Annotated in this window: 25 protein-coding genes; 10 read left to right on the top strand and 15 right to left on the bottom strand. The window is 48.9% G+C overall.

Annotation, left to right across the window (positions count from 1 at the left end):
- Window positions 1-21: 21 nt before the first annotated feature.
- From HB364_RS28315 to HB364_RS28290, 6 genes are all read right to left on the bottom strand, one after another.
- Window positions 22-345, bottom strand: coding sequence for a hypothetical protein (locus tag HB364_RS28315; protein ID WP_167291796.1), 324 nt, complete (start codon window positions 343-345; stop codon window positions 22-24).
- Window positions 346-401: 56 nt separating this feature from the next.
- On the bottom strand, window positions 402-1670 hold the full coding sequence (locus HB364_RS28310) for an NAD(P)/FAD-dependent oxidoreductase (RefSeq protein ID WP_167291795.1): 1269 nt from the start codon (window positions 1668-1670) through the stop codon (window positions 402-404).
- A 183-nt stretch (window positions 1671-1853) separates the two neighbouring features.
- Window positions 1854-2891, bottom strand: a complete 1038-nt coding sequence (locus tag HB364_RS28305; protein ID WP_167291794.1) for a flavin reductase family protein — start codon at window positions 2889-2891, stop codon at window positions 1854-1856.
- A 1-nt stretch (window position 2892) separates the two neighbouring features.
- On the bottom strand, window positions 2893-3894 hold the full coding sequence (locus HB364_RS28300; RefSeq protein ID WP_167291793.1) for a YhdH/YhfP family quinone oxidoreductase: 1002 nt from the start codon (window positions 3892-3894) through the stop codon (window positions 2893-2895).
- A 74-nt stretch (window positions 3895-3968) separates the two neighbouring features.
- Window positions 3969-4469, bottom strand: a complete 501-nt coding sequence (locus HB364_RS28295; RefSeq protein WP_167291792.1) for a methylated-DNA--[protein]-cysteine S-methyltransferase — start codon at window positions 4467-4469, stop codon at window positions 3969-3971.
- Window positions 4466-4798 carry a tRNA-binding protein gene (locus HB364_RS28290; RefSeq protein WP_167291791.1) on the bottom strand — a complete coding sequence of 111 codons (333 nt, stop codon included), beginning with the start codon at window positions 4796-4798 and terminating at the stop codon, window positions 4466-4468. The genes HB364_RS28295 and HB364_RS28290 overlap by 4 nt, the downstream gene beginning before the upstream one ends.
- Before the next feature lie 67 nt (window positions 4799-4865).
- Between HB364_RS28290 and HB364_RS28285 the strand changes: the two genes are divergently transcribed.
- Window positions 4866-6302 (top strand): Gfo/Idh/MocA family protein, encoded by a 1437-nt coding sequence (locus HB364_RS28285; RefSeq protein ID WP_167291790.1) that lies wholly within the window; start codon window positions 4866-4868, stop codon window positions 6300-6302.
- A 214-nt stretch (window positions 6303-6516) separates the two neighbouring features.
- Window positions 6517-7953: a Gfo/Idh/MocA family protein gene (locus HB364_RS28280; RefSeq protein WP_167291789.1), complete on the top strand. Its 1437-nt coding sequence runs from the start codon at window positions 6517-6519 to the stop codon at window positions 7951-7953.
- Window positions 7954-8084: 131 nt separating this feature from the next.
- Here HB364_RS28280 and HB364_RS28275 read toward each other — a convergent pair whose 3' ends face one another.
- Window positions 8085-10370, bottom strand: coding sequence for an outer membrane beta-barrel protein (locus HB364_RS28275; protein ID WP_167291788.1), 2286 nt, complete (start codon window positions 10368-10370; stop codon window positions 8085-8087).
- 218 nt (window positions 10371-10588) lie between these two features.
- On the opposite strand from HB364_RS28275, the gene HB364_RS28270 reads away from it, so the two are divergent.
- Entirely contained in the window at window positions 10589-11650 is a 1062-nt protein-coding gene (locus HB364_RS28270) for a sensor histidine kinase (protein ID WP_167291787.1), read from the top strand.
- A 4-nt stretch (window positions 11651-11654) separates the two neighbouring features.
- Window positions 11655-12392: a LytR/AlgR family response regulator transcription factor gene (locus HB364_RS28265; protein WP_167291786.1), complete on the top strand. Its 738-nt coding sequence runs from the start codon at window positions 11655-11657 to the stop codon at window positions 12390-12392.
- A gap of 71 nt (window positions 12393-12463) precedes the next feature.
- Here HB364_RS28265 and HB364_RS28260 read toward each other — a convergent pair whose 3' ends face one another.
- The 4 genes from HB364_RS28260 to topA all read right to left on the bottom strand — a co-directional run bounded on the left by HB364_RS28260 (window position 12464) and on the right by topA (window position 17492).
- Entirely contained in the window at window positions 12464-12934 is a 471-nt protein-coding gene (locus HB364_RS28260) for a Dps family protein (RefSeq protein ID WP_167291785.1), read from the bottom strand.
- A gap of 194 nt (window positions 12935-13128) precedes the next feature.
- Window positions 13129-14058 (bottom strand): transglutaminase family protein, encoded by a 930-nt coding sequence (locus tag HB364_RS28255; protein WP_167291784.1) that lies wholly within the window; start codon window positions 14056-14058, stop codon window positions 13129-13131.
- Between the two features lie 155 nt (window positions 14059-14213).
- Entirely contained in the window at window positions 14214-14765 is a 552-nt protein-coding gene (locus HB364_RS28250; protein WP_167291783.1) for a YcxB family protein, read from the bottom strand.
- A gap of 144 nt (window positions 14766-14909) precedes the next feature.
- Window positions 14910-17492: a type I DNA topoisomerase gene (gene topA, locus HB364_RS28245; RefSeq protein ID WP_167291782.1), complete on the bottom strand. Its 2583-nt coding sequence runs from the start codon at window positions 17490-17492 to the stop codon at window positions 14910-14912.
- A 266-nt stretch (window positions 17493-17758) separates the two neighbouring features.
- Between topA and pxpB the strand changes: the two genes are divergently transcribed.
- The 6 genes from pxpB to HB364_RS28215 all read left to right on the top strand — a co-directional run bounded on the left by pxpB (window position 17759) and on the right by HB364_RS28215 (window position 23363).
- Window positions 17759-18436 (top strand): 5-oxoprolinase subunit PxpB, encoded by a 678-nt coding sequence (pxpB, locus tag HB364_RS28240; protein WP_208420124.1) that lies wholly within the window; start codon window positions 17759-17761, stop codon window positions 18434-18436.
- Between the two features lie 14 nt (window positions 18437-18450).
- Window positions 18451-19446 carry a 5-oxoprolinase subunit C family protein gene (locus tag HB364_RS28235; RefSeq protein ID WP_167291781.1) on the top strand — a complete coding sequence of 332 codons (996 nt, stop codon included), beginning with the start codon at window positions 18451-18453 and terminating at the stop codon, window positions 19444-19446.
- Window positions 19440-20201, top strand: a complete 762-nt coding sequence (locus tag HB364_RS28230; RefSeq protein ID WP_167291780.1) for a LamB/YcsF family protein — start codon at window positions 19440-19442, stop codon at window positions 20199-20201. Before HB364_RS28235 ends, HB364_RS28230 begins: the two co-directional genes overlap by 7 nt.
- Window positions 20182-21420 (top strand): NRAMP family divalent metal transporter, encoded by a 1239-nt coding sequence (locus HB364_RS28225; RefSeq protein ID WP_246228641.1) that lies wholly within the window; start codon window positions 20182-20184, stop codon window positions 21418-21420. The genes HB364_RS28230 and HB364_RS28225 overlap by 20 nt, the downstream gene beginning before the upstream one ends.
- A gap of 116 nt (window positions 21421-21536) precedes the next feature.
- A complete protein-coding gene (locus HB364_RS28220; protein WP_167291779.1) occupies window positions 21537-21962 on the top strand; it encodes a hypothetical protein in 426 nt (141 codons plus the stop codon).
- A gap of 135 nt (window positions 21963-22097) precedes the next feature.
- Window positions 22098-23363, top strand: coding sequence for a DUF4407 domain-containing protein (locus tag HB364_RS28215; protein ID WP_167291778.1), 1266 nt, complete (start codon window positions 22098-22100; stop codon window positions 23361-23363).
- Here the strand turns inward: HB364_RS28215 and HB364_RS28210 are convergent.
- From HB364_RS28210 to HB364_RS28195, 4 genes are all read right to left on the bottom strand, one after another.
- Window positions 23355-23867, bottom strand: a complete 513-nt coding sequence (locus HB364_RS28210; RefSeq protein WP_167291777.1) for a hypothetical protein — start codon at window positions 23865-23867, stop codon at window positions 23355-23357. The two genes, HB364_RS28215 and HB364_RS28210, sit on opposite strands and share 9 nt — an antisense overlap.
- Window positions 23868-23897: 30 nt before the next feature.
- On the bottom strand, window positions 23898-24509 hold the full coding sequence (locus HB364_RS28205) for an SGNH/GDSL hydrolase family protein (protein ID WP_167291776.1): 612 nt from the start codon (window positions 24507-24509) through the stop codon (window positions 23898-23900).
- Between the two features lie 128 nt (window positions 24510-24637).
- On the bottom strand, window positions 24638-25207 hold the full coding sequence (locus HB364_RS28200) for a hypothetical protein (protein ID WP_167291775.1): 570 nt from the start codon (window positions 25205-25207) through the stop codon (window positions 24638-24640).
- Window positions 25197-25709: an RNA polymerase sigma factor gene (locus tag HB364_RS28195; RefSeq protein WP_167291774.1), complete on the bottom strand. Its 513-nt coding sequence runs from the start codon at window positions 25707-25709 to the stop codon at window positions 25197-25199. The genes HB364_RS28200 and HB364_RS28195 overlap by 11 nt, the downstream gene beginning before the upstream one ends.
- Window positions 25710-25799: the final 90 nt, after the last annotated feature.

Raw genomic sequence — 25799 nt, 5'->3', positions numbered from 1 at the left:
ATAAAGTAATCCAGGTGGTAACTATTTTTTGATGAGCTTAGTAATGATGATAAATTCCTGATTAGCGCATTTGTCGGGATCAGCATGCCACTCTATCTCAACATATATAGGGAAAGTAGGATTGCTGCCAAGATAGTTTGATAAATTACCACGGAATAATTTGAACTCTGCTGCCATAGGTACCGGATTGTTGGTAAATGTGACCATTATCCCACCACAGCAGCCACAATACCTGGGATCATTGCCGGTGAGGATGGCGGATGTTAACTCCTTTTTATTTTTCCTGCAGGCAGGGCCCGTTACCAGCAATGCCGGTATCAGCAAGAGTAATAAATATTTTTTCATAAGCGTTTTAGTAGGTGACAACAGAACGCTTATGACCGTTGCAGGGGGTAAGGGATCTATAGTTTCCTGCCGGGCCGGAAGATGAAGCGCATGGCTACGTCTTTGGTAAACCAGGCAAAGAGCCAGTTGAAGAAGGTTTTGAGTTTATTGCGGTAATTGATGAGTGACCATATATGGACGAAGCCCCAGATCAATGCGGCAAAAACACCTTTGAAGTGTAGTTTGCCAATATCTGCCACGGCTTTACTTTTTCCAATGATGGCCATGGTACCTTTATCGTAATAGCTAAAGTTCTTTAATGGTTTGTTGTCTGCTATGTGTTTCAGGTTGCGGGCCAGGTTCTGTCCCTGTTGTATGGCTACCTGTGCCAACTGAGGGTGACCGTTGGGGAAAGCCGGATCGGTGGTTTGCAGGCTGATATCGCCAATGGCATAGATGTTCTCTGTGCTTTGCACTTTATTGTACGCATCTACGAGCACTCTTCTTCCGCGGCCAATGCTTTCTGTGGGTAAACCCGGTAGTTCTGTGGCAATAACACCCGCCGTCCAGATGAGGGTTTTGGTGGGGATCTTCTCCCCATCGGCCAGGATCACATTGTCGTCTACGTAATCCTTTACGGATTTGCCCAACAGTATTTTAATACCCATTCCCTGCAGGGACTTATGGGAGTATGCCTGCGATTGCTCACTCATGGGGCCTAATACTTTGGTTCCTGCATCTATGAGGTAGATGCCGCCCGGCTGACCGATCAGTTCCGGATAGTCTTTCCGGTAGATGCCATTTTTCATTTCGGCCAGTATGCCGGATATTTCCACGCCACTGGGACCAGCCCCTGCTACTACCATGGTGAGCAGCTTCTTTCGTTCTGCAGGATCGGTGGTAACGGTAGCTTTTTCTACGGTCTGTAATATGTAGTTGCGTAGTTCTATGGCATCATTGATGGTCTTCATCGGCACAGCTTTGTTCATGACATTCTCTATGCCGAAGAAATTGCTTTGTGTGCCGGTGGCAAAAATGAGGTAATCATAGTATAACTCCCCGGTGGATAGCTCCACTTTATTTTGTTCAGGAATCACCTTCAGGAATTCGCCCATACGGAAGGTGATGTTCTTTTTGTGGTGGTACAACTTACGAAACGGATAGCTGATGTTGGATGGTTCGAGGAAGCCTGCAGAGACCTGGTAGATGAGGGGAGGAAAGAAGTTGTAATTATTCTTGTCTACCAGGGTGATGTGAAAACGTTGGTCTTTTGCGAGGCTTTTGATGAGGTTAACACCGGCAAAGCCTCCTCCGATGACAACCACTTTTTTTTGATGTCCGTCCATAAAATAATTCCATTTTGAAGGTCAAAAGTAATCCAAACTGCAAAAAGCGGACCCGGGACTCATTGCTCAATGCGGTAATCCCTTGTATAACGCATGACGATGCTTTTTTGTTTGGGAAAAGGCATAAAGGCAACGAGGCATTGAGGCAACAAGGCAACGAGAACTTACTAGGGGCAGCTTTAGCTACAGCTCCAGTACCAAATCAGTCAATGCATACCCTACACAGGTGAGAACGAGGCCGTTCTGCAGGTCTTGTTCCGTCAAAACTTCATTGATGTTCATCTTTACGGTGCCACTGAGGCAACGGGCCGTGCAGGTGGAACAGCGCCCGCCCCGGCAGCTATAGGGTAGCTTGATATGGTGGTTAAGGGCTGCCTGTAATATGGTATCGGGATAGGAGACGGTGAATTGGTATAGCCGTTCGCCTTGCTTTACCTGCACGTTGCGTGGGGCCGGGTCGATGGTAAAGGCGGGTGGTGGTACGGTGTCCACAGTAAAGTTCTCTTTACGGAGGCGTGATTCATCTACCCCCATTACCCGCAGGGTGAATTGTACCATGCGCATAAAAGAGGCGGGGCCACAGGTGTAGTAAAAAGTATTCCTGGTTTCGGGTTTGGTGTTTCGCGTTACGATCGCTTCGAGGAGGCCGTTGTTTAATCTTTGATGGGGTAAGTCATGTAGTATAGGGTGGCTTAATAAGTCAATACGGGAGAAGCGGGCGGGGTATTGCTCTGCCAGTTGTTGTATGGCAGCATGGTAGATGATGTTGTTTTCATCGTGGTTCTGGTACAGGAGCAGGGCCTGGCTATGCGGTTCTTCCTGCAGTAGTTTCTTCAGCAAGGCAAATACAGGGACTATGCCACTGCCTGCAGCAATGAAGCATACTTGCCGCTTATGTGATGGATCAGTGGCCAGGGTAAACCTGCCCGAAGCAGGGAGGCTGAGGATGACAGTGCCTTCATGCCAGTGTTCCAGTATGTAACGGGAAATAGAACCATTCTCTTTTTTCTTCACGGTGATGAAGACCTGCGTATCAATGCCTGGTGCGGAGCCCATGGAGTAGGAGCGTCTTATTTCCTGACCGTGGTAATTGAAGAGGAAAGTGAGGAACTGCCCTGCTTCATATACCACCGGTTGGCCGCTTATTTCCTCCAGCACATAGCTAATGGTGTCTTTAGCCTCCGGGATCAGCCGGACCACTTTCCATTGCAGCAGGTTCATATTATTTCTCGGCGATTTTTATAACGATCCTGCCCATGATCTTTCCTTGCAGGATCGAATCAATATAAGTGAGGTTTAATTCCTCCAGCGTAACTTCTTTGGCGATGGCATTGAGCTTGTCCCTGATGTTCCAGGTGTCTTTGAACTTATCCCATATCAGTAACCGCGTGGTCATGGGTGTTTCTGCCGAGCCTACACCGAGCAGACTGACCCCATTGAGGATGAAGGGATATACAGTAGCCTCCAGTTTGGGAGAGGAAACGAGCCCGGTACTTACTACCGCGCCTTCGGGCTTGCAGCCTTTGAGCAAGGTGAGCAGGGTGTTGCCGCCAACGGTATCAATGGCGCCTGCCCATTGCGGGCGCAGGAGCGCTTTGCCGGAGGTATCATTGACAAATTCACGGGTTTCTATTTTATGGGCGCCCAGGTGTTGCAGGTATTCATGGGCATGGTTTTTACCGGTCACCGCAATGACCTCATAACCTGATTTCGCCAACAGGGATACCGCTATGCTGCCCACACCACCGGTGGAGCCTGTTACTACGATGGGGCCCTGGTCGGGATGGAGGCCCAGCAATTCCATTTTATGCAGGGCAAGGGCGGCGGTAACACCGGCCGTTCCCAGGATCATGCATTCTTTCAGGGTATATCCTTCGGGCTTGCGCACTACCCAGGCAGCCGGCACGCGGATGAATTCACCGAAACCTCCGCAGGTGTTCATGCCCAGGTCGTTCCCGGTGATGATGACTTCATCGCCGGTAGCAAATTGTTCATTGCGGCTGATCTCTACGATCCCTGCAGCATCAATGCCAGGTGTATGCGGATATTTACGGGTGATGCCTTTGTTACCGGTGGCTGATAAAGCATCCTTGTAATTAAGTGCAGAATACAATACCCTGATGACAACCTCACCCTGTGGCAGGTCGTCAATAACCCGTTCTACAATGTTCCGTTCAAATTTCCCGTCGGCAGTTTCTGTAACCCAAAGTGCTTTAAATGGCATATATGATTTTGTGGAAAGTTATATCGCAAACGTTTGTGTTGCAAATTTCTTGCCTCAGCCTGAGATTGCTGACCTCAAAACAGCGTTTGTACGCCATGGGCCACTTTATTTTCATGAGTCAACAGCCATTTTTTCCGTGCCAGCCCGCCGCCATAACCTACCAGTTCCCCTTTGGCGCCTATTACCCGGTGACAGGGTACGATGATGGCAATGTTGTTTTTCCCATTGGCAGTGCCCGCTGCGCGAATTGATTTGGGATCGCCCAGCCGGCGGGAGAGTTCCAGGTAGCTGATGGTTTTGCCAAAAGGGATGTTCATGAGCTCATTCCACACTTTTTCCTGGAAATCGGTACCTGTTTGGAAAAGGGGCAATTCAAATACGCGGCGGTCGCCATGAAAGTATTGTATAAGCTGTTCGGTAGCCTGTATGGCCATTGGCGGTAGGTCGGGGGTAGGGGGTGGCGCTGTAGCTGCTTCTTCCTCCTTCATGAAATGCACTTCACTGACGTATTGATCCGTACCGGAAATGCGTAGCAATCCCACAGGCGATTGATAATATGTAATGAAATGATTCATCCTATTTTCCACCCGTTGTCAACTTTCCTTTCAGGTTGCAATAAAACTACGTCTTTTTTATCAGTATAAACACCCAGTACGAGGCATTCACTGAAGAAATTAGCAATTTGTTTGGGCGGAAAATTTACGATGGCTACAACCTGTTTGCCCGGTAATTCATCTTTGGTATACAGGGCAACGATCTGTGCTGATGATTTTTTAATCCCCAATTCACCGAAATCAATAGTAATTTGGTACGCAGGCTTTTTGGCTTTTGGAAAATCGGTAACTTCCAGAATTGTTCCGACGCGGATGTCAACCTTTTCAAAGTCATCCCAGGAAATGGTCATTGATGAATATGTTTATTCAAAAATAACAAATAAGCTATCTTATACCACTCAACCATTTTATTGCAATATGAAAAGTAACCAATCATCGTCCCGCCGAAAATTTATCCGTAATACTTCACTGGCTGCTGCCGGTTTTTTTATTGTGCCCCGTCATGTATTGGGCAGGGGTTATAAAGCACCCAGTGATAAACTGAATATTGCCGCCATTGGGGCAGGGGGGAAGGGTATTGTCAATATTGAACTGGCTTATAATAATGGGGCAGAAAATATCGTGAGCCTGTGTGATGTGGATGACCGGCAGGCGGCAGATTCCCGCAAAAAGCATCCTAAGGCTTCTTATTACCGTGATTTCCGGGAGATGCTGGACAAAGAAGGGAAAACGATTGATGCGGTGATGATCAGTACACCAGACCACATGCACGCGATAATGGCGCTTCCCTGTATGCAACTGGGCAAACATGTATATGTAGAGAAACCACTTACGCATGATATTTATGAGGCCCGTATTTTAACGCAGGCAGCGCAGAAATACAAAGTCGTTACGCAGATGGGCAACCAGGGCAGCAGCAGTGATGGCACGCGTAATGTAGAAGCCTGGGTACAACAGGGCGTTATTGGCGATGTGCACACGGTGCATGTATGGACCAACCGGCCCACCTGGCCGCAGGGTATTCCTACGCCTAAAGGACAGTTTGCCGTTCCTGCGGAAGTGGATTGGGAGCTCTGGCTGGGTACGGCACCCTTCCGTGAATTCAACCCTGCCTATATTCCTGCTATCTGGAGAGGGTGGGTAGATTTCGGAACGGGTTCCCTGGGCGATATGGGTTGCCATTTTATTGATGTGCCTTACCGGGCTTTGAGACTTCAATACCCTGTTTCAGTAGAGTCGAGTGTAACCCGTGTATGGACAGGATTTTTCCAGGAAGCATTTAATACTGATAGTTACCCTCCCTCTTCCAAATCACATATTATGTTCCCAGCCCGTGGCAAGATGGTGCCGGTGGAAATGATCTGGTATGATGGCGGTATTATGCCCCGCCGGCCGGAAGAATTAGGGGCTGATGAGGCATTTGGCGAGGATAGTGGCGGTATCCTCTTTGAGGGGACGAAAGGGAAGATCCTGGCCGGCATTTTTGGTGAGCACGCAAGACTATTGCCCGATAATAAGTTCAAGGGCGCCAAACTGCCTAAGGCAGAGCGGCCCTACGTGGCCCGGGGCACCGAAGGCCACCAGACACAATGGACCGATGCCTGCAAAAAAGGGCATGGCGCCTATACCAGCTCCCCTTTTGAAATGGCGGGTCCGCTTACAGAAACCGTGCTCATGGGCAATCTCGGTATCCGCAGTTTCTATTATAGCGAGCCTGATAGCAAAGGCAATAAGAAATTTACCGGTCGCAAGAAACTGCTGTGGGATGGCGCCAATATGAAGGTGACCAATTTTGAGCCGGCCAACCAGTTTGTGAAGCGGCAGTACAGGGGGAATTGGAAGCTGGAATTATAAGCTGGGGCACAAGTACGCCATACACAGAGCCTGGCTGCATACTTGCGCCAGCGTAAAATTTGATAATATGAAAATGGGACTTTCACTGGCTTCATTTTCAAATTCCCTCATTTTTAATTTCGAAGTATCAGCCGTTCTCCTTAATTTGGGTGCTAAATCGTTATAACACTGCTATATCTTTCATATTAAAATTAAAAAAATCAAGTTTGTCATCATGAAAAAGCAAACGACTAAACCAACGCGCCGCGATTTCATCCGTAACACGTCGCTGGCGGCTGCGGGTTTCTTTATAGTGCCGCGTCATGTGCTGGGAAAAGGCTTTATTGCGCCCAGCGATAAACTGAATATTGCGGGCATTGGCGTGGGTGGTAAAGGTGAAAGCGATCTGACTGCATTTGCTAAAAGTCCCAATGTCAATATCGTAGCCTTGTGCGATGTAGACGACCGCCAGGCAAAGAAATCACGTGAGCGTTTCTCCAAGGCTAATTATTATAAGGACTTCCGGGAGATGCTGGCCAAGGAAAAGAATAATATTGATGCGGTTTCAGTCTCTACTCCTGATAATACCCATGCGGTAGCGGCCCTGGCTGCTATGCAACTGGGCAAGCATGTGTATTGCCAGAAACCCATGACGCATGATATTTATGAAGCGCGTGTGCTTACAGAAGCTGCTAAAAAATACAAGGTGGTTACCCAAATGGGCAACCAGGGTGGTTCCGGCGACGGTGTGCGTAAGATGAAGGAGATCGTTGATGCCGGCATGATCGGTGAAGTACACACCGTACATTGCTGGACCAACCGTCCGGTATGGCCCCAGGGTGTTCCTACACCTACCGGCCAGTTTGACGTTCCTTCCGAGCTGGACTGGAATCTGTGGCTCGGTCCTGCCAAACAGATTGATTTTAATCCTGCTTACCTGCCTTTTAACTGGCGTGGATGGTGGGCTTTTGGTACCGGTTCACTGGGTGATATGGCCTGCCATATTATGGACCCCGTTTACCGCATATTGCCTATTGATTTCCCTTCCAGCGTAGAATGCAGTGTGGCTACTATCTGGAAAGAGATGTGGAATGATTCGGCTAATCCTGATAGCTGTCCGCCTTCTACCATTGTACATCTTACTTATCCACGTAAAGATGGCAAGGGTAATATTAAAGTGTCCTGGCATGATGGCGGTTTACTGCCTGAGCGTCCTGATGAGCTGCTGCCCGAAGAGCCTATGGGCAACTGGGATGGCGGTGTGATCTTTGAAGGCACCAAGGGTAAGATCATGGCTGATTGCTATGGCGCTAATCCCCGCTTACTGCCTACCCGGCTGATGAAAGAGAAAACGATGCCTAAGGAAACTATTAAGCGTGTACCCGAAGGGCACTATGTACAATGGGTGAATGCCTGTATTGCCGGTTATGGCAAGGGTGAAACCAGCTCACCGTTCTCTTTCGCTGGTCCGTTTACAGAAAGCATCCTGATCTCCAACCTGGCCATCCGCAGCTTCTTAATGAAGAACCCGAAAGGCAAGGGATGGGATGATAAATACCTCGGCCGCAAGAAGCTGTTGTGGGATGCAAAGAATATGAAGATCACCAACTTTGATGAAGCCAACCAGTTTGTGAAGCGCGAATACCGTGATGGCTGGAGCTTGTCATTGTAAGTAAATAATACAAGCAATCTACCGGTTGCATTAAAAGAGGAGATATCTTACAATGATATCTCCTCTTTTATTAAAGGGAGGTATGAAGACCGTCTGTAAAAAGATACGCTGCCATTCTTCTTCAGAAAGCACTACTGTCGATCTCCCAGTCGCCTGTATTCTTCTCCTCCTTCACCCGTTTGGGTCCTGGCTACTTTGTTGCCTTTCTTAAAGCGGTAACTCAGCAATAGCGTAACGCTTTGGGTATCCCAGGTGCGTTGATTGAACCCTGTCACGTCTTTTATATTATTGAAATCCTGGTAGTCACGCCGGGTATAGAATATATCCCGGACATTGAGCCTGATCGTACCATTGTCCTTCAGTATCTTTTTGCCGATGCCCGCATGAATATACCAGGTAGATCGTTGTACAAACTGTGCATACACTTCCCGCGAGCTGAAGTCTGGCGACACTTCGATGGTCCAGCCTTTGGGCAGGTTGAACTGCTGACCCGCAGCCATATGCCAGTTGCCGCCCCGCACATGCACATCAGCATTGTTGAGCCTGGCAGATAAACGAGACCAGGTATACTGAATGATGGGATTGATCGTCCACCAGGGGGTTATGTTCGTGCTGCCATCCAGGGAGAATCCCATTACCTCCTTGCGGCTTACATTATTGGGCTGCCGGTAAAAAACATTGTTCCTTACTTCTATCGTTTCTTCCATACCATCCTTCAGCCGGTTGTAAAAGAGAGCGGCTGTAAAACTATTCCTGAACAGCCAGGATAATTCAACGTTGTCGGAAAGCTGTGGCTGCAGGTAAGGATTGCCGATCCGGTAAGTGTACCTGTCCAGCGGGATTGCAAAGGGGCTAAGCCTGGTATAGCCTGGCCGGTCAATCCTTTTGCCATAAGAGAAATTAAGCTGTTGATTGGCTCTTCTGCCAATCTTCCGGGAAAGGTAGATCGTTGGAAATATATTGGTATAATTCCTTTTAAAAGAAGTATCCCGTGCGGTTTTGTAGTCCCGCTGATCTCCTTGCAGGGAAGTGTTTTCAATTCTCCACCCCACCTGCAGGGCCCACTTTTGCCATTCGGCTGCATAGTTAATATAAGCCGCATTGATATTTTCCCGGTAATTGAAACGATTGCTCACAATAAGATCAGGTAGTGGCACCTCATTGACTACCGTTGAAAAAAGGCCCCTGTTGTTGGCGTGCGTGAGGGAGCTTTTGAAACCCATGCTCCATTTAAAGCCTTTTCTCAATGGATGCACATAATCGGCTTTGGCAGCATAAATATCGATAACAAACGGTTGGTGGTTGCTCCGTTGTTCCCGGTAATTTACAGGTCCGTCGCTACCGGCCGCCGTGGTGGAAGTCAGTGCATCATATCCTTCGCTGTACCGGATATAATCCATACCGGCCGTCAGTTGTTTGCCCGCACTGTCATAAACATGTTGGAAGTTGAGGGTAATACTATTGTTCACCGTGGCCGACTGATTTGCATTGTCCACCTGGGTCAACGTATCGGTGGCCAATAGTCCGATATAGGTTTGCCGGCCGTTAAAGGACCGATGTTCTGTAGCATCCCAGTTCATATGGCTCATGCTAAGACCCCAGGTGGTTTTGGGAGAACAATACACGTCAATGCCTGCTTTCAGCAAAATGCGGTTGTTGCGCACTTTGGCAAAGCCGCTTTGCGTAAAACTGTGCAGGGAGTTATTGCTGCCCGGCGCGTATACGCGCAAACTGTTGAGATGAGAAATGCCTGTACCATTATAATAGGCCGCATTGCCGTATATATTGAGCTTATTGGTACGCAGGTTAACATTGAGGCTTTGCGATAGCCGGGTATAGCGGCCCTGTATGTTTTCAGAAAGGATATTGCCATTAAAGCCTTTTATCCGGTTTTTCTTCAGCCTGATATTGATGATGCCGCCGTTGCCGGCTGCGTCATAATGGGCCGGAGGATTGCTCATGATCTCTATTTTATCGAGGATGCTGGCCGGCAGGGATTTAAGATAACTGACGAGATCGTCCCCCTGCAGGTAGGTGGGCTTGTCGTCAATGTAAACGGTCACCCCTTGCTTGCCTTTCAGGCTGATCTGATCGTTCGTTGTCTGGATGCCCGGCGATTGTTCCAGCACCTCCCAGGCATTGCTTCCGGCATTGGTAATGAAGGCATCAACGTTAACGGTCGTTCTGTCGGCTTTTCGTTCAATAGCCTGCCGCCGGCCCGTTACAGTGACGGTCTTTAGGGTGTCATCTTTCAGGCGGGTGGCAGCCCTATCAATTACCTGCGGACGCCCCTGGCCCTGGGTGAATGCCTGTTGATACCCTGCGAGGAGGCTGGCAATGAGCAGGCAAAGGAGGAGGATAAGGGGTTTGTTAGCGATCGGCAGTAAATAATGCACGGTATTTTTAATTTGCTTCAATGCAAATGAACCTTATTAGTTGCCTCATTTTTAGTTATCTCGTCCAACTGCAGGCCGGCAACGGGATAATGCTTTCTTTCGCATAATTCCTGCCTTGCCGCGGGAAAGGAGTTGAAAGCATTGGGTAAATCGTCGTTGGTCTAAAAAAATAAATGATATAAAGCGCTTATGCCTAATTTGGGGGCAGTATAGGATGGTATGGCAATAAATGAGTGTACATGAGTGATAAAGCGAAAAGCTTTTATATTGGCAATAACCGGCGGCTTACGCACCTGCTTTTTTGGGTGGGCTACCTGTTGGTGTACACAGGCGTACATACCGGCGATGATGAAATGGTTGAGTATTTCCTTTATGAATTGCAGCAGCTACCCTGGGCCATGCTGGTAGCGTATGTAAATATGTATGTATTGTACCCCCGCTTATTTGCAAAGCGCCAATATGCTGCTTACACACTGGCTTCTATGGTATTGTTGTTTATAAGTTCGGTCATCAGCCGCACTATTATTGAGAAATGGTTTGAGCCGGTATTCTTTCCCGCCACTACCTATCCCGAACCTGTATTTGTATGGTACATGCTGTTTAAAGGCATGTTGTGGTTCCTGAGCCCCGTATTGTTATTTACACTGGTCATTAAAATATTGCAGCAGTGGTTCAGGCAGGAACAGCAGCAGCAAAAGACAGCGCAGGAGAAGCTAAATGCCGAACTGAATTTCCTCAAAGCACAGGTGCATCCGCATTTTTTATTCAATACGCTCAATAACCTGTATGCCCTTACGCTGCAGGCCTCGCCCACAGCCCCTGCCGTGGTATTGAAGTTGTCGGAATTAATGAGCTATATGCTGTACGATTCCCGGTCGGACCTTACTTCCCTGCAGCAGGAGATCAGGCACATTAAAAATTATATTGAACTGGAACAATTGCGCTATGGCAACCGGCTGGACGTATCGCTCAATGTATCGGGCGAGACCGGGCAGGTAAGCATAGCCCCACTATTGCTGATCCCCTTTGTGGAGAATGCATTCAAGCATGGCATAAGCGAGGAGACCGGTAATGTGTGGGTCACGATTGATATCAAGGTGAAGCATGACTGGCTGAGCGTAAAGGTGGAAAACAGCTATAACGAACCACTGCCGCCCACTTCCGGCGATGGGGATAAAAATGGCATCGGGTTACAAAACGTAACACGCCGCCTGAACCTGATGTATGAATATAATCATGAACTGGTGATCAATAAAGAGCCGGGCCGCTATAGTGTGGACCTGAAAATAAAGCTATCCTGACCTGATGGAAAAGAACAAGATCAAATGCCTGATCGTTGATGATGAACCCCTCGCGGCGGAGGTACTGGAACAATATATCAGCCAGTTGGACTCTTTATGGCTGGCCGGCAAGTGCAGCAATGCCATTGAAGCCTTATCGTATTTACAGAAGCAAAAGATAGACCTCCTGTTGCTGGATATCCAGATGCCCCGGCTCACGGGCATTGATTTTCTCAAAACCCTCCAGAGGCGCCCGAAGGTGATCATTACCACGGCCTTTCGTGATTATGCCGTGGAAGGTTTTGACCTGAATGTGCTGGACTATCTGGTAAAGCCCATTCCTTTTGAACGTTTCCTCGTGGCGATCAATAAATATCATGCTGCGCACGCAGCCGAAGAAGTACCCTTGCCGCCAATGATAGCTCCGGCCATCAATGGTATTTCGCAGGATACTTTTATTTACCTGAAAGCCGGTAAGAAGATGGTAAAAGTGTTCCTGAAGGATATCCTGTATATCGAAAGCCTGAAGGATTATGTGAAAGTAAAAACCACCGAAAAAGATATTGTTACTTATCAGCGTATTACTTACCTGGAGGAGAAACTGCCTGATGAAAGTTTCCTCCGCATTCACCGCTCTTATATTATTGCTCTTAATAAGATCAGGTCCTTTAATGCCGCCTTTATTGAAATAGGCGACCAGGAATTGCCCATCGGCCGGCAATATAAAGCCGATGTAATGAAGGCCCTGGGGTTTCATGAATGAATATAAATAGATAAGGCGGGCCATTCGCCTGAAAAGCGTACAGCCCGCCTTATGTATCGTTGGGGGATTGCTTATTTCAAATAGGAGCGCAGCATCCAGGCCATTTTCTCATGCTTTTCCATGAGGCCGGTGAGGAAGTCGGCAGTGCCGGCGTCTTTCAGCTTGTCCTGCATAATATCCACCTGCTGGCGCAACCAGCGTGTTACGGTTTCATGATCATCGAGCAGGTTGCGTACCTGTTTTTGCTGATCGGGGGTAGGGGCCGGTTCTTCGAGGTCGGTCAGCTTGAGGTATTCTTTTAAACGTCCTTCGGCAAAGTGGCCGATGTGGCGGATACGTTCCGCTACCTCATCAATCATTTCAGCCAGTTCCTCATACTGTCCTTCATAGAATTTGTGCATCTCCATGAAGTTATCGCCTACATAGTTCCAATGGTAGTTGTGGGTTTTGGCATAGAGGATGTGTTCATCGGCCAGAAGCTTGTTGAGTGCGGCGGCAATCTGCTGTGCATTTTTTTCGGTAAGACCAATATTGGCTTTCATGCTTTATGATTTGGTTAGTGAAATGGCTATGCGTTGATCATTGCCCACAGCATTGCAAATACAATACCTGCTTCAAAGCTGTGGGGTTAATGAATCGTCAATGTGTTTACGGGGAAGAGGGGCTTTGGGGCTAAAAGCCCCGTAATAGAGCTTCGAGGCTAAAAGCCTCGAAGAGCGTTAAGCAAGAAAAAAAGTTATTCGTTTCCGGCGGGAGGAGGGGGGACATCACCTTCCGGCTGGTCGTCGTCGGGCTGGTCCACGATCATTTCGGACAGCGCTATCAGCTCCTGTTGCTTATAACGGGTTTTGTCGGTGTCAAAGCATTTGCTGAATTCTTCCAGCAGGGATTGTATGATGCGTTTGTTGGAGAGGGGTTTAAAGTAGGAGGGTACCGGAGGTACACTGATGCGCTTGAAATAGTTCTCTACGTCTTTGTGGGTAAATACCTGCCCACTCATAGGGTCTATAAAGAATTCCGCCTTGTACATGGTATCTTCTGTATGGCGGTTGAAGTCGTAGTCGGACTTAAAGTAAGCCAGTACAAACTGCCGCGGAATGTTGATGGCCCGTACCGGCACATCCAGCAGTTCACTCAGTATCAGGTAAAGGATACCATTGGCAATCGCATTGCCTCTTTTGGTTTCCAGTTGTTTGTTGATGAGGAATTCTTCCGGGTGCTGATAACCTACTTCTGCGCCCCGCAAGCTGTAATAGTTGTACAGGATGCTGGTGAGCACATTGACCTGCTCCAGCGGCGTGAGGTAATTATTCAGCTCCAGCCAGATGTTGCGGCGCAGTTTCTCCACTTCCTGGTATACCGGGGCGGTCGCCAGTTCAGGATATTGAAAACGGGATACCAGTAAAGCGCCGGTGAGGAGGTCCTGGTGCGTATTTTTATTCCATTGTACCACTTCTTCAGAAAGATCACGGAGGTGAAGGCGATGGATGAGCACTTCAATCCTTTCCTGCACTTCTTCACTGATGGTATTCTCCCACAGGTTTTCCAGGTTGGGGATGATCCCTTTGCCATAGTCAATAATGCGGGTGGATACTACATTATATACTTCGGTGTCGGGGTCGTCCAACAGGTGAAAGAGTGCCGATATTTCTTTGTTTTCTTCCATGGTTTACAGCTTCATAACTAACGCACAGGTGATATGACGGTCAATTTCGGGTAAACTGGTATATTATGAATAAAAATGTTTTCCACAAATCCACAAAGCGGCGAGTGGTGAATGGTAAGAGCTTCTTTGACTCACTGCCTTACTTACTTACAAAGTTATTCCTCTTCACTGAATTCGGAGGTCAGTGAAAGGTGCTGATTCAATAACCGTTCCAGCTCCTGTTTTTCCTGGGCATTGCGAACGGCCCGCTTTGGTATAACGATGGCATGATGGGAGTTCGTATATAAGTAGTAACAGAAAGGTGTTTCCGCCTTGCGTACGATGGCATCCCAGGAGTACCTGGATTCTGATGCGGCATCCTTATCAATGATACCGGTATCCGTCAGTACCACCTCTGCTTCGCCCAGTACATGCTGGTTTTCCGGCTGTCGCAGAATGTCCTTCACCCGCCTGTTGATGGATTTTTTGATGAGCCAGGGCACCAGCAGGAAGTAGGCGATGGCAATGGCGCCAAAGATGATAAAGTCCACGGTCATTTGCTGACTGTGGTTGCTGATAATGAACAGGACCGCTACTGCCGCATACAAAAGGAATACCCGCCCGTAATAGCGGATACGATAGCCTTTTTTGTCGGGCGAAGCCCAGGCCGTGTAGTAATTATAATCAAAATACTCTTCTTCGGTAAGATGATATTTCAGAACGAGCATAATGGTTCCGTGTTTCGTGTTCCGGGTTTGGAGTTGCTCCGCAACTTAAAAAACGAAAGTAAACGGTAACAGGCTGGTACTTTTCAGCAGTCGCTGGCATTGGAAGAACCCGAAACTCCAAACCTTACACCCGGAACGGTTTTCCTATTTCTTCTTCGGCGCAGCCTTTTTAGTGGCTGTTTTTTTAGCGGCCGCTTTCTTAGCCGGGGCAGCCTTGGTCTTTTTGGCAAATGCATTAGGTACCTGGGTCTCAATGATCTTTTTCACTTCGTCCAGGCTTACTGTTGCCATATCTTCTGCGGTGTATTTGGTATCGTCTGCTTTCTTACCCAGCTTCAGCATTTTCTTGCCGAAACGGATGAAGGGACCCCAGCGGCCATTTTCAATAGCAATTTTTTCTTCGGGCCAGTGCTGGATGTAACGGTTGGCTTCCTTGGCTACCTTGGCGTCGATGAGCTCTTTGATGTCCGAAGCGCTCAGCGCATCAAAGTTATAACGGCGGGGCACATTGATAAACATGTCGTTCCACTTGATAAAGGGGCCAAAGCGGCCTTTACCTTTGGTAACGGGCTTGTTCTCATACGTGCTGATGGGAGCGTCAGCCTTCTGCTTTTCGTTGATGAGCGCTATGGCCCTGTCCAGCGTTACTTCCAGCGGGTCTTCACCGCGGGGAATGGAAATGAATTGCTCACCCAGCTTTACATAGGGGCCAAACCGGCCTATGTTTACCGCCACTTCCTGCCCATCGTACTCGCCCAGTGTGCGGGGGAGCTGGAACAGTTGCAGCGCTTCATCCAGGGTGATGGTCTCTATGCTCTGCTCTTTCTTCAGGGCGGCAAAACGGGGTTTCTCCTCATCATTCACATCGCCTATCTGCACCATGGGGCCATAACGTCCCATACGGGCTACTATCTTTTTGCCGCTTTCTGCGTCTACACCCAGCTCACGTTCGCCCTTGATGCGTTCGGCATTCTCAATGGTATTCTCTACATCCTTTTTGAAGGGGATATAAAAATCATCGATCATCGTGTTCCACTTGATCTTGCCTGCAGCCACCTCGTCAAATTCCTCTTCTACGCGGGCAGTGAAACCGTAATCCATGATATCATCAAAATACTGCTTCAGGAAGTCTGTCACCACCAGTCCGAGATCGGTGGGGAACAGTTTCGACTTTTCGGCGCCGGTATTTTCCTGTTCTGTGATCTTGGTGATGGCGTTATCGGCCAGGCGGAATACGCGGAAATCGCGGCGTATGCCTTCTTTATCCCTTTTCTCTACGTAGCCTCTTTTCTGGATGGTAGAGATGGTAGGTGCGTAAGTAGAAGGCCGGCCAATACCCAGCTCTTCCAGTTTCTTTACCAGGGAAGCTTCCGTATAGCGGGGCAGGGGCCTGCTGAAGCGTTCAATGGCTTTCATTTCCCGCAATGGCAATTGTTGCTGCACGCTGAGTGGTGGCAGCATCCCTTCTGCCTGCTCATCTTCGGTAATGTCTTCATCATCCCGGTCTTCGCGGTATACTTTCAGGAACCCTTCAAATTTGAGCACCTCGCCGCTGGCCGTTAGTTCTTCTTTATTGGTGGATACCTGTATTTTGGCAATGGTCTTTTCCAGTTCGGCATCTGCCATCTGGCTGGCCATGGTACGCTTCCAGATGAGCTCATACAGCCTTTTGGTATCCGGATCATCTACGGTGGCATTCTCCATGTAGGTAGGACGGATAGCCTCATGCGCTTCCTGTGCCGATTCGTTCTTGTTCTTATACTTGCGTGGCTGGTAGTAGCGATCGCCATACTGATTGGTGACCTGGTTGCGGATACCATCCATGGCTGTATCGCTCAGGTTCACACTGTCGGTACGCATATAAGATATATAACCGCTTTCATACAGCTTTTGCGCCAGCAGCATGGTGCGGCTCACAGAATAACCGAATTTGCGGGAGGCTTCCTGCTGCAGGGTAGAAGTGGTAAAAGGAGCAGAAGGGGACTTCTTGCCCGGTTTTACCTGGATATCCGTTACGGTATAATTGGCGCCAATACAGCTTTGCAGGAACTTTTCAGCGTCTTCGGCCTGGTTGAATTTTTTGCCTTCTGCGCCGAAGGTCACCTGTTTGCCGGTGGTATCTTTGGCGGTGAACAGGGCTTCTATTTTAAAGGAGCTGACAGCTACGAAGGCGTTGATCTCCCTTTCCCGCTCGGCAATGAGGCGAACAGCCACACTCTGCACCCGGCCGGCGCTGAGGTTGTTCTTCATGCTCATTTTGCGCCAGAGCACAGGGCTCAGTTCAAAACCCACAATGCGGTCCAGTATCCGGCGGGCCTGCTGGGCATTCACCAGGTTCATGTCCACCGTGCGGGGAGAATCGACCGCTTTAATGATGGCGGGCTTTGTAATTTCATGAAAAACAATGCGTTTGGTAGTAGAGGGGTCTAATCCCAGTACCTCGCATAAATGCCAGCTAATGGCTTCTCCTTCGCGGTCCTCATCCGTTGCCAGCCACACTTCTTCAGATTTTTTGGCCAGCGTTCTTAATTCCTTTACCACTCTTTCCTTCTCTTCCGGTACTATATAACGGGGTTGATAATTGTTCTTTACATCAATACCCATCTCATCTTTTTCCAGATCACGGATATGACCATAGCAACTTTTCACCTCGAAATCTTTGCCCAGGATCTTCTCGATAGTCTTCGCTTTTGCAGGGGACTCTACGATCAATAAATTCTTCGCCATACGTTGTTTGAACGGTTTAAAATAGGCCTGTTGGCGTGCAAGTTTAGTGTATAAGCATGAAATCAACAAATTGATGCCAGCCACGACCTGTATAAAATAAAGAAAATCAGTGGCAATGACGAATGTTAAACAAGATTTAACCTGATGGGTAAAACCTGACAGGTTTTGCCGGCTGGCGGCACTTAATACCGCAGGCTGAATAAACCTGTCAGGTTTTATGGTAAGAATCAATATCTTTAGCCGATGGCTGATCCTGCCGCCTGCTCGTGAATCAATTACCCGACATATACCCCATGGGAGATGGGGCCGTTACCATTGACCTCGGTAACCGGCTCAGCGAAACGCTGAACGGAAAGGTGCTGGCTATGCAGGACTGGCTGCAACAAAATAGCTTCGAAGGCCTGAAAGACATTATCACCGCTTATTCCTCACTTACCATTTTGTATGATCCTGTACTCATTAAAAGCCATTACCGGCCTCCCCGTACGGTATTTGAATGGGTGCGGGAAAGGGTGGCTGTTGCTTACCGCCAATCAGCCGCTTCGGCAACCAGCACCCCGGTAAAACACCGTATCCCTGTTTATTATGGCGCAGAAAACGGCGGGGACCTGGAGTCCCTGGCCCGGCAAAAGCAACTGACCCCGGAAGAAGTGGTGCGGCTGCATACTGCCAGGGTGTACCGGGTGTATATGATCGGTTTCCTGCCGGGATTTTCCTATTTGGCCGAAGTAGATGAACTGATAGCCCTGCCCCGCAAAGAAAAACCAGTGATGGTAGCGCCAGGCAGTGTGGGCATAGCAGGCTCACAAACAGGCATTTACCCCTTTGCCTGCCCGGGAGGATGGAATATTATCGGCCGTACACCGCTGCAATTGTTCAACGCTCAGTCTAAAAATCCCGTACTCTTAAAGGCTGGTGACGAAGTGGAGTTTTATGAACTATAAACCCGACGCAGTCTATGTCATTATCAATTATCAAACCCGGACTGCTGGATACCATCCAGGATATGGGCCGGTATGGTTACAGTAGCTGGGGTATCAATCCCGGGGGAGTTATGGACAGTTACGCCGCCCGCGTAGCCAATATGCTGGTAGGCAATGAGCCAGGGGAAGCCGTGATGGAGATCCATTTTCCCGGCGCCCAGTTGTTGTTTGAACAGAATGCCCTGATCAGCATTACCGGGGCCGATTTTACGCCTACGCTGAATGATAATGAGCCGGTGAGTACCTGGCGGCCGATTGTGGTGCGCAGGAATACCCTCCTGCATTTTCCCAAATGGCAGTATGGCAGCCGTTGTTACCTGGCTGTTCATGGTGGTTTTTGCGTGCCCCGTTGGCTGAACAGCTACAGCACCAACCTGAAGGCCGGCGCCGGCGGTTACCAGGGGCGCAGGCTGGAAAAAGGCGATGAAGTGCCTTTTAAGGAGAACAGTATTTATTTTGCCGGGCTGCTGAAAGAAAGCCGGGAATACCAGCCCCTGAACTGGCGGGTGGATACCGGCAAAACGTATCAACTGCCCCATGAGATATTATTTACCATTGGCAATGAATGGACCCAGTTAACCCATACTTCCCAGCGTGAAATGCTGGACAATAATTTTATTATCCATCCCTTTTCCGATCGCATGGGCTACCAGTTGCGCGGGGTGGCCTTACAACAGCAACATCCTGCTGAGCTGGTCTCTACCGGTGTGAGTTTTGGTACGATACAGTTGTTGCCGGATGGACAACTGATCCTGCTGATGGCCGATCACCAGACGACGGGCGGTTACCCCCGCATCGGCCATGTCATCTCTTCCCAACTGCCCAAACTGGCGCAGTTAAGGCCCAGCGACAGCATTCATTTCAGTATGGTGGACATGCCAACTGCGGAGCAATTGTTATTTTCACAGGAGCATGAGCTGAGTATTATTCAGCGGGCCTGTCACGATCACCTGAACCAATTAGTATGTTAGAAATTGATATTAACTGTGATATGGGGGAAAGCACCCATCTCTGGCCTTATGATATAACAAAAGACCTTGCTTTATTTCCGTACGTCAGTTCCATTAATATAGCCTGCGGGTTCCATGCGGGTGATCCGCACACCATGCATGAGTTGGTAGAAGCGGCGCTGGAGGCAGGTATAGCCATTGGCGCACACCCTTCTTTTATGGACCGGGATAATTTTGGCCGCAGCCATATGCATCTGTCGCCTGAAATGGTGTACGACCTGGTAACCTACCAGGTAGGCGCTTTGCAGGCTTTCCTGAAATTATACAATGCAGACCTGCATCATGTGAAGCCCCATGGCGCTTTATATAATATGGCCGCGGCAGATCCCGCATTGGCCACCACCATTTGCCTGGCTGTAAAAAATTTAGACAAAAACCTCCTCCTGTATGGCCTTTCGGGCAGTGAGTTGATCAAAAGGGCGCAATCTGTAAAACTGGCTACCTACAGTGAGGTATTTGCCGACAGGACTTACCGTGATGATGGCAGTCTTACACCACGTTCGGAAGCCAATGCCCTCATTGAAGAAGAAGATGCTTGTATTAAGCAGGTGTTGCAGATGATAGGGAAGGAGTCTGTAACTACCACCAGTGGCAAAACGATACCTATTGAGGCCGAAACAGTTTGTATCCATAGCGACGGAGCGCATGCACTGGCTTTTGCCCAACGAATAAAACATACATTAAAACGACACGGTATTGAAATTACAGCCATTTAAAAGATCCGGTACTCCTTCTCCTGATAAGCGTGTTGTATTCGGCGGCGGCGGCGCCATCCTCGGGGCCGCTTTCCTGATGGCCAATTCCTCCATAGGTCCGGGGTTCCTAACACAAACGACGGTATTCACCCAGCAGTTGCTGGCCGGGATGGGCTTTGTGATTCTGGTATCTGTACTGCTCGACATCGGCGCGCAACTGAATACCTGGCGCATTTTAACGATCAGTGAGCTGCGGGCACAGGACCTGGCCAACCGCTTGTTGCCGGGACTGGGTTATTTCCTGGCTGTACTGGTGATCATGGGTGGTTTTGCTTTTAATATTGGTAATATAGCAGGTTGTGGGTTGGGCATGAATGTGCTCACCGGGATGTCTTTTGAAAAAGGGGCAGTGATCAGTTGTGTAGTGGCGTTGTTACTGTTCTGGCTCAGTGAGATCGGCAAGATGCTGGACGGATTTACAAAGACGCTGGGCGTGGTCAAGATCCTGCTTACTTTATTCATTGCCTTTAGTGCGCATCCTCCGTTGGGAGAAGCCTTGAGGCAGACGATCATGCCGGAGAAGATCAGCACGGTAGCCATTGTAGCACTGGTGGGCGGTACGGTGGGCGGGTATATTACTTTTTCCGGCGCGCACCGGCTGCTGGATGCGGGTATTAAAGGCACCGCCTATATACCGCAGGTAAACCGCAGCGCCATGAGTGGCATTGTTATCAGCAGCATTATGCGGTATGTATTGTTCCTGGCTGCATTGGGTGTGATGGTACAGGGCGTGGTGCTGGATGCCAATAATCCACCGGCCAGTGTATTCAGGCATGCGGCAGGGGAGATCGGCTTCCGCATTTTTGGGGTGGTATTGTGGAGTGCCGCCATTTCCTCGGTAGTGGGGGCGGCCTATACCTCGGTCTCTTTCTTTAAAACATTCCATCCTGTTTTTGCGCGTTATGAGCGTTTGTGTATTTCTGTATTTATTATTCTTTCCACGATCATCTTTGTATGGATCGGCAAACCTAAACAGTTGCTGATTGCTGCCGGTGTGATAAATGGGCTGATCCTGCCCGTGGGACTGGCCATTATATTAATCGCTGCCATGAACCGCAAACTGATGAAAGATTACCGTCATCCATTATGGATGCAACTGGCCGGCTGGGCCGTCGTAGTGGTGATGGGCTATATGGGGGCGAAGGCAATTATGAGTGATTTGCCGGCGTTGTGGAAGTAAGGTAAGAAGGCATTGAGGTAACAAGGCATAAAGGCAATGAGGCATCAGGGGTGAGAAGGCTTGGAATCTTGCGCAATTGATTATATTTTGTATGCCTGATTATACCCCAACCACCCATGAAAAATATTGACGCTATTAAAGCCCGTTATCTTGACCAGGGAGTACGTGAAGACAATTTCCTGTATGCAGTGGATGCTGTGAAAGCAGGTTCCAAGCGGGAGCATATTCTGGAAAGCCTTACGGCCGATTACCGGGGCATGGATTATATAGAGGCCACCCAGTTGCTGGAAGAGTTATTTGCCGCCAATGGCGGAGAGTTTAAAAAAGAAAACCGGAGTGGCTACCTGTATGGCGCTTTTTTCTTACTGTTAGGGCTGGCTGCTTCCTTCTATATTTATTATGTATATACCTATGGCGGCATATTGGTGCGTCCCATTTTGATATGGGCCATGGCCATTGTCTTCACGCTGGCCGGCCTGGGTTATATTCTCTTGTCCTTCATTGGCGGATACCGGGATTCGGATGAACCATTCAAGGACTAATGTTAACCTGCTCATTTTAAGTGTCTCATTTTTCACATTTCATTTACAATTTATCCGTTTATTTGCCGTTGTATTCTGGTCCCACTTCAACCGCTATCGTTCCAATTATTACAATTTATTCATTAAAGCATTCTTATGGCTGCCAAAGAACCTGTGCAGGATAATGACCTGTATGCCTACGACTCTTTTAGCGGGGGAGGAGGCGGTAAACGATCCGACAATAATTTCCTCTGGTGGTGCGCCGGCGCCCACCAGCAACTGCTGAAGCAATTCCCTTCCGAACATAGCAAATACAGTGGCCTGGGAGGCGTGATCCTGGCCACTTTTGTACTGGCGGCCATCTCTTCCGGCTATGCCATTTACAGTATTTTCAACAGCTTTGGGTGGACCATCCTTTTTGCCATTATCTGGGGATTGATCATATTCAACTTCGACCGTTTCCTGGTATCCACGATGCGCAAGTATGGCGTGAGCAGGCGTAAACAGTTCTGGATGGCAGTGCCGCGTATTGCCCTGGCGCTGCTGATCGGTGTTACGATTGCCCGGCCACTGGAACTGAAGATCTTCGAAAAAGAGATTGATACCAAGGTGGTGGAGAATATCCACAAGAAGATACAACTGAATGACAGCCTGCTGCAGGCGGAGAACACCGCCCTGATGCAGACTACCGAAACAGAGCGCAACCGGCTGATGAACAGGAAGCTGTCTCTTGAAGATACCCTGCACCGCCTGCAACTGTCGTATGTGCAGGAAGCAGATGGTACCGGCGGGTCGGGACGAAGGGGGATAGAACAACTGACCAGGCTGAAAATGGACGCTTTTGGCAATGCCCGCCAGCAACATGGTCCGGAGCTGTTGCAATTACAGGCGGATATCGGAAAGCAGGACAGCATTCTTGCCGGGGCCAAGGCTTCCCTGGAAGAAAAGCGTAAACAATATGAAGCCTCAGCCAAAGCCAATGTGGGCTTCCTGGAACGCAATAAGGCGCTGACCGACCTGGCCGGCGAAGAAAGCAGCGTATTCTGGACCAGTTTATTGTTATCGCTGCTGATCATCCTGATAGAAGTAGGCCCTATTTTATCCAAGCTCATTATGCCGGTAGGCCCTTATGATATTGCCCTGGCCAAAGAAGAACTGACGCTGATGGCCGCTTCGGAAAATGAGATGCGTAAGGACAAGGAACTGACATCGGAGAAGAAGAAAGCCTTTTACCGCAAGCAAAAGGAAATGTCGGATCAACTGACCGATAAGCTGACAGCCCTGCAGCAAAAGCATATTGATGAGGAGCTGGACAAATGGGAGCGGGGAGAGTGGAATCCCAAAGATCACCGCTCCTCGATGGATGAGGTGATGCGCAAGATCAAGGAACGCTACCAGGTGGATGAAGGCGATCTACTGTAAGAAGAAATACAGTCCTATCAGTAATACTATCAAGGCCACGGTCGTAACAAGGGTGTTCCGGCCGACCTTGTATTTTAACCGGGCCGATGGCAGCAGTAAAAAGATCAGTGCCAGCAGCAGGGGCAATACCAACGCGCCACCCACCATCTTGTTCAGGTTATCTACTGCTGCATAGCTGGCAATCATAATGCCTGCAGCGATGACGTTGAGCAGGAAGAGCAGTGATATACCAATCACCCAGCCGGCTCTTTTGCCTTTCAGCAACAACCAGCCGCCTATAAAAGCGAGCAGAATGGAAATGATTGACCGTATATGGTTGAACAATTCACTGGTACTTACCTGGAGGGCGCCCTCCTTCACGGCATAGGCGCCGGATTTAGACGATATAAAGTCGGTCATCTGCCACAGCAGGTAGACAATGCCAATGAGTAATACGAGCAGGCCGGCAAATTTTTCTCTCCAGCTTAATTTCAGAACGGGGGCTTGAGCTTGTTGCGTTTCCATGCAAGGACAGAGTGAATGATGGGCGCAAAGCTACTTCATTTCCTCTTTTACCGCTTCGGCCAGTTTAGCTGCCCAGCGACTATATTCTTTGCCGGAAGGGTGCAAATGGTCGGTAGTGACGAGGGAAGTGTCGGAGGCGGCTTCCCGGGTGCCGGGCGTAATGTCAATATAGTGTACCAGGTATTTTTCGGTAATGGCCTTATTCGTCGCATTGAACTGGTCTATTTCCCGGGCGATCTGTGCCCGGTCCCTGCCTTCGGCAAAAGGCGTAGCGCCCCAGTCGGGGATGGACAATACGAATACATGTTGCGGCTTGTGGCCGGCAAAGGCGATGGCCTGTTGCAGCAGCTCTTCAAACTGGGCGGCATATTCGGTATGGTTCCTGCCGCGGTATTGGTTATTAACCCCGATCAGTAAGGACACGATACCATAGTTGCTATCCAGGCTGGCAGCGGCAATGGCCTGCTGCAGCTCATCTGTTGTCCAGCCGGTTTTGGCTACGATGGTAGGCTTGCCGAATGGATAACCTGCCTGATTCAGTAATTGGGTGGCCTGGAGGGGGAAGTTTTCGTGTTCGGGAACACCTTCCCCAATGGTATAAGAATCGCCCAGGGCGAGGTAGGTTAAGTTGGTTGGGTTCATGTCTTGTGCTGTCAAAGGGATAAATAGGTACACGCAAAGATACATGAACAATGCTACCTTGTTCATCATCAGAGTCCTTTGACACTATATACGTAAAAAGGGACGGTTTGTATTTGTTCCGGGAATATTTACTCTTTCATTAATTTATTTTGTAGTATTTCCAGTTCCCGTTTTTTGCGTTTATAGATATTGTGTTCCCATCCTGAGAGATAATACACTATGCAAAAAAAAAGCAATATACCCGCAGCGAACCAAATCGTTTTGACTCCATCCCACACCCCCAGCACGCTCAGTATTCCAATGGGTAAAACGTTCAGCCGCATGAGGTGCGATAGCCGTACCTGGTACGTGGCAGTAGCCAGCGCGTGTTGAAGCTCTTCCTGCATAGAGCGGTCAAACCTGGGTTGCCTGTTTAGCCGGCGGATGCGGTTTACCAAAACATACCCGGCTGTCAGGAGCATCCAGGCTGCCATGATGTACATAAAAATATTGCGGTTGTTGTTCCAATAGCTTACGCCAGCCACAAAAATGCCGGCGCTGACATTCCCTATGATGAGCAGCAACTCACTTACATTGGTAATATGCAGTGCCGTATTCTTTTTCGAGGTGATCCGGTTGTGTAAGGCTTTCTCGTTGATGACATAAACAGCCTCCTGGCTATCTGCCACCCATACTTTTTGCAATTCTTCAAAGTCCATATGGTTCAGTTTTTTTAGATTTACCAGCCAGGTGTTTTTTAATCCGGTTGATCTTTACCCCGATATTGGACTCCGTGATACCCAGGATGAGGGCCATCTCTCTGTAGCTCAGGCCCTCTAACAATAACAAGGTGATAGAGCGGTCTACTTCATTGAGTTTTGAGATCTCTTCATAGAGCCAGGTCAACCGCTCGTCCATGGGCAGGTGATTGTCCTGTAAAATATGCTCCACGCTGTCAAGGGGAGCGCGTGCCGTGTGGTGTTTTTGCTCTTTTTGCGACCACTTGATGGCTGTATTGAAGGCAATGCGGTATAGCCAGGTGGACACAGCCGCTTCATTTTTGAACGAGGGTATGGAATGCCACACCTGGAGGGTGATCTCCTGGAATAGGTCATCCCGGTCCATAGGGGTAAAGGCATAGGTGCGCACTATCTTAAAGAAGAGCGCTTTGTGCTGATGCAGCCACTGATCGAAAATGTATTGCTGTTCCTGCAGGGTCAAAAGGATGATGGTTTCATCTATTAGTCCCGGTAAAGGAACAAATCCTTACAATCGGCGTCAAATTTTTTAATGATAGCTTTTGTTGCCTGG

The organism is Paraflavitalea devenefica, from assembly GCF_011759375.1.
GTDB classification, from domain to species: Bacteria; Bacteroidota; Bacteroidia; order Chitinophagales; family Chitinophagaceae; genus Paraflavitalea; species Paraflavitalea devenefica.
Note: the sequence above shows the minus strand (reverse complement) of the source record. Positions and strands in the feature narration are given on the sequence as shown.

Coding starts and splice junctions, on each gene's coding strand:
- HB364_RS28315 (WP_167291796.1), bottom strand. CDS start 345: ATGAAAAAATATTTATTACTCTTGCTGATACCGGCATTGCTGGTAACG.
- HB364_RS28310 (WP_167291795.1), bottom strand. CDS start 1,670: ATGGACGGACATCAAAAAAAAGTGGTTGTCATCGGAGGAGGCTTTGCC.
- HB364_RS28305 (WP_167291794.1), bottom strand. CDS start 2,891: ATGAACCTGCTGCAATGGAAAGTGGTCCGGCTGATCCCGGAGGCTAAA.
- HB364_RS28300 (WP_167291793.1), bottom strand. CDS start 3,894: ATGCCATTTAAAGCACTTTGGGTTACAGAAACTGCCGACGGGAAATTT.
- HB364_RS28295 (WP_167291792.1), bottom strand. CDS start 4,469: ATGAATCATTTCATTACATATTATCAATCGCCTGTGGGATTGCTACGC.
- HB364_RS28290 (WP_167291791.1), bottom strand. CDS start 4,798: ATGACCATTTCCTGGGATGACTTTGAAAAGGTTGACATCCGCGTCGGA.
- HB364_RS28285 (WP_167291790.1), top strand. CDS start 4,866: ATGAAAAGTAACCAATCATCGTCCCGCCGAAAATTTATCCGTAATACT.
- HB364_RS28280 (WP_167291789.1), top strand. CDS start 6,517: ATGAAAAAGCAAACGACTAAACCAACGCGCCGCGATTTCATCCGTAAC.
- HB364_RS28270 (WP_167291787.1), top strand. CDS start 10,589: ATGAGTGATAAAGCGAAAAGCTTTTATATTGGCAATAACCGGCGGCTT.
- HB364_RS28265 (WP_167291786.1), top strand. CDS start 11,655: ATGGAAAAGAACAAGATCAAATGCCTGATCGTTGATGATGAACCCCTC.
- HB364_RS28260 (WP_167291785.1), bottom strand. CDS start 12,934: ATGAAAGCCAATATTGGTCTTACCGAAAAAAATGCACAGCAGATTGCC.
- HB364_RS28255 (WP_167291784.1), bottom strand. CDS start 14,058: ATGGAAGAAAACAAAGAAATATCGGCACTCTTTCACCTGTTGGACGAC.
- HB364_RS28250 (WP_167291783.1), bottom strand. CDS start 14,765: ATGCTCGTTCTGAAATATCATCTTACCGAAGAAGAGTATTTTGATTAT.
- topA (WP_167291782.1), bottom strand. CDS start 17,492: ATGGCGAAGAATTTATTGATCGTAGAGTCCCCTGCAAAAGCGAAGACT.
- HB364_RS28235 (WP_167291781.1), top strand. CDS start 18,451: ATGTCATTATCAATTATCAAACCCGGACTGCTGGATACCATCCAGGAT.
- HB364_RS28230 (WP_167291780.1), top strand. CDS start 19,440: ATGTTAGAAATTGATATTAACTGTGATATGGGGGAAAGCACCCATCTC.
- HB364_RS28220 (WP_167291779.1), top strand. CDS start 21,537: ATGAAAAATATTGACGCTATTAAAGCCCGTTATCTTGACCAGGGAGTA.
- HB364_RS28215 (WP_167291778.1), top strand. CDS start 22,098: ATGGCTGCCAAAGAACCTGTGCAGGATAATGACCTGTATGCCTACGAC.
- HB364_RS28210 (WP_167291777.1), bottom strand. CDS start 23,867: ATGGAAACGCAACAAGCTCAAGCCCCCGTTCTGAAATTAAGCTGGAGA.
- HB364_RS28205 (WP_167291776.1), bottom strand. CDS start 24,509: ATGAACCCAACCAACTTAACCTACCTCGCCCTGGGCGATTCTTATACC.
- HB364_RS28200 (WP_167291775.1), bottom strand. CDS start 25,207: ATGGACTTTGAAGAATTGCAAAAAGTATGGGTGGCAGATAGCCAGGAG.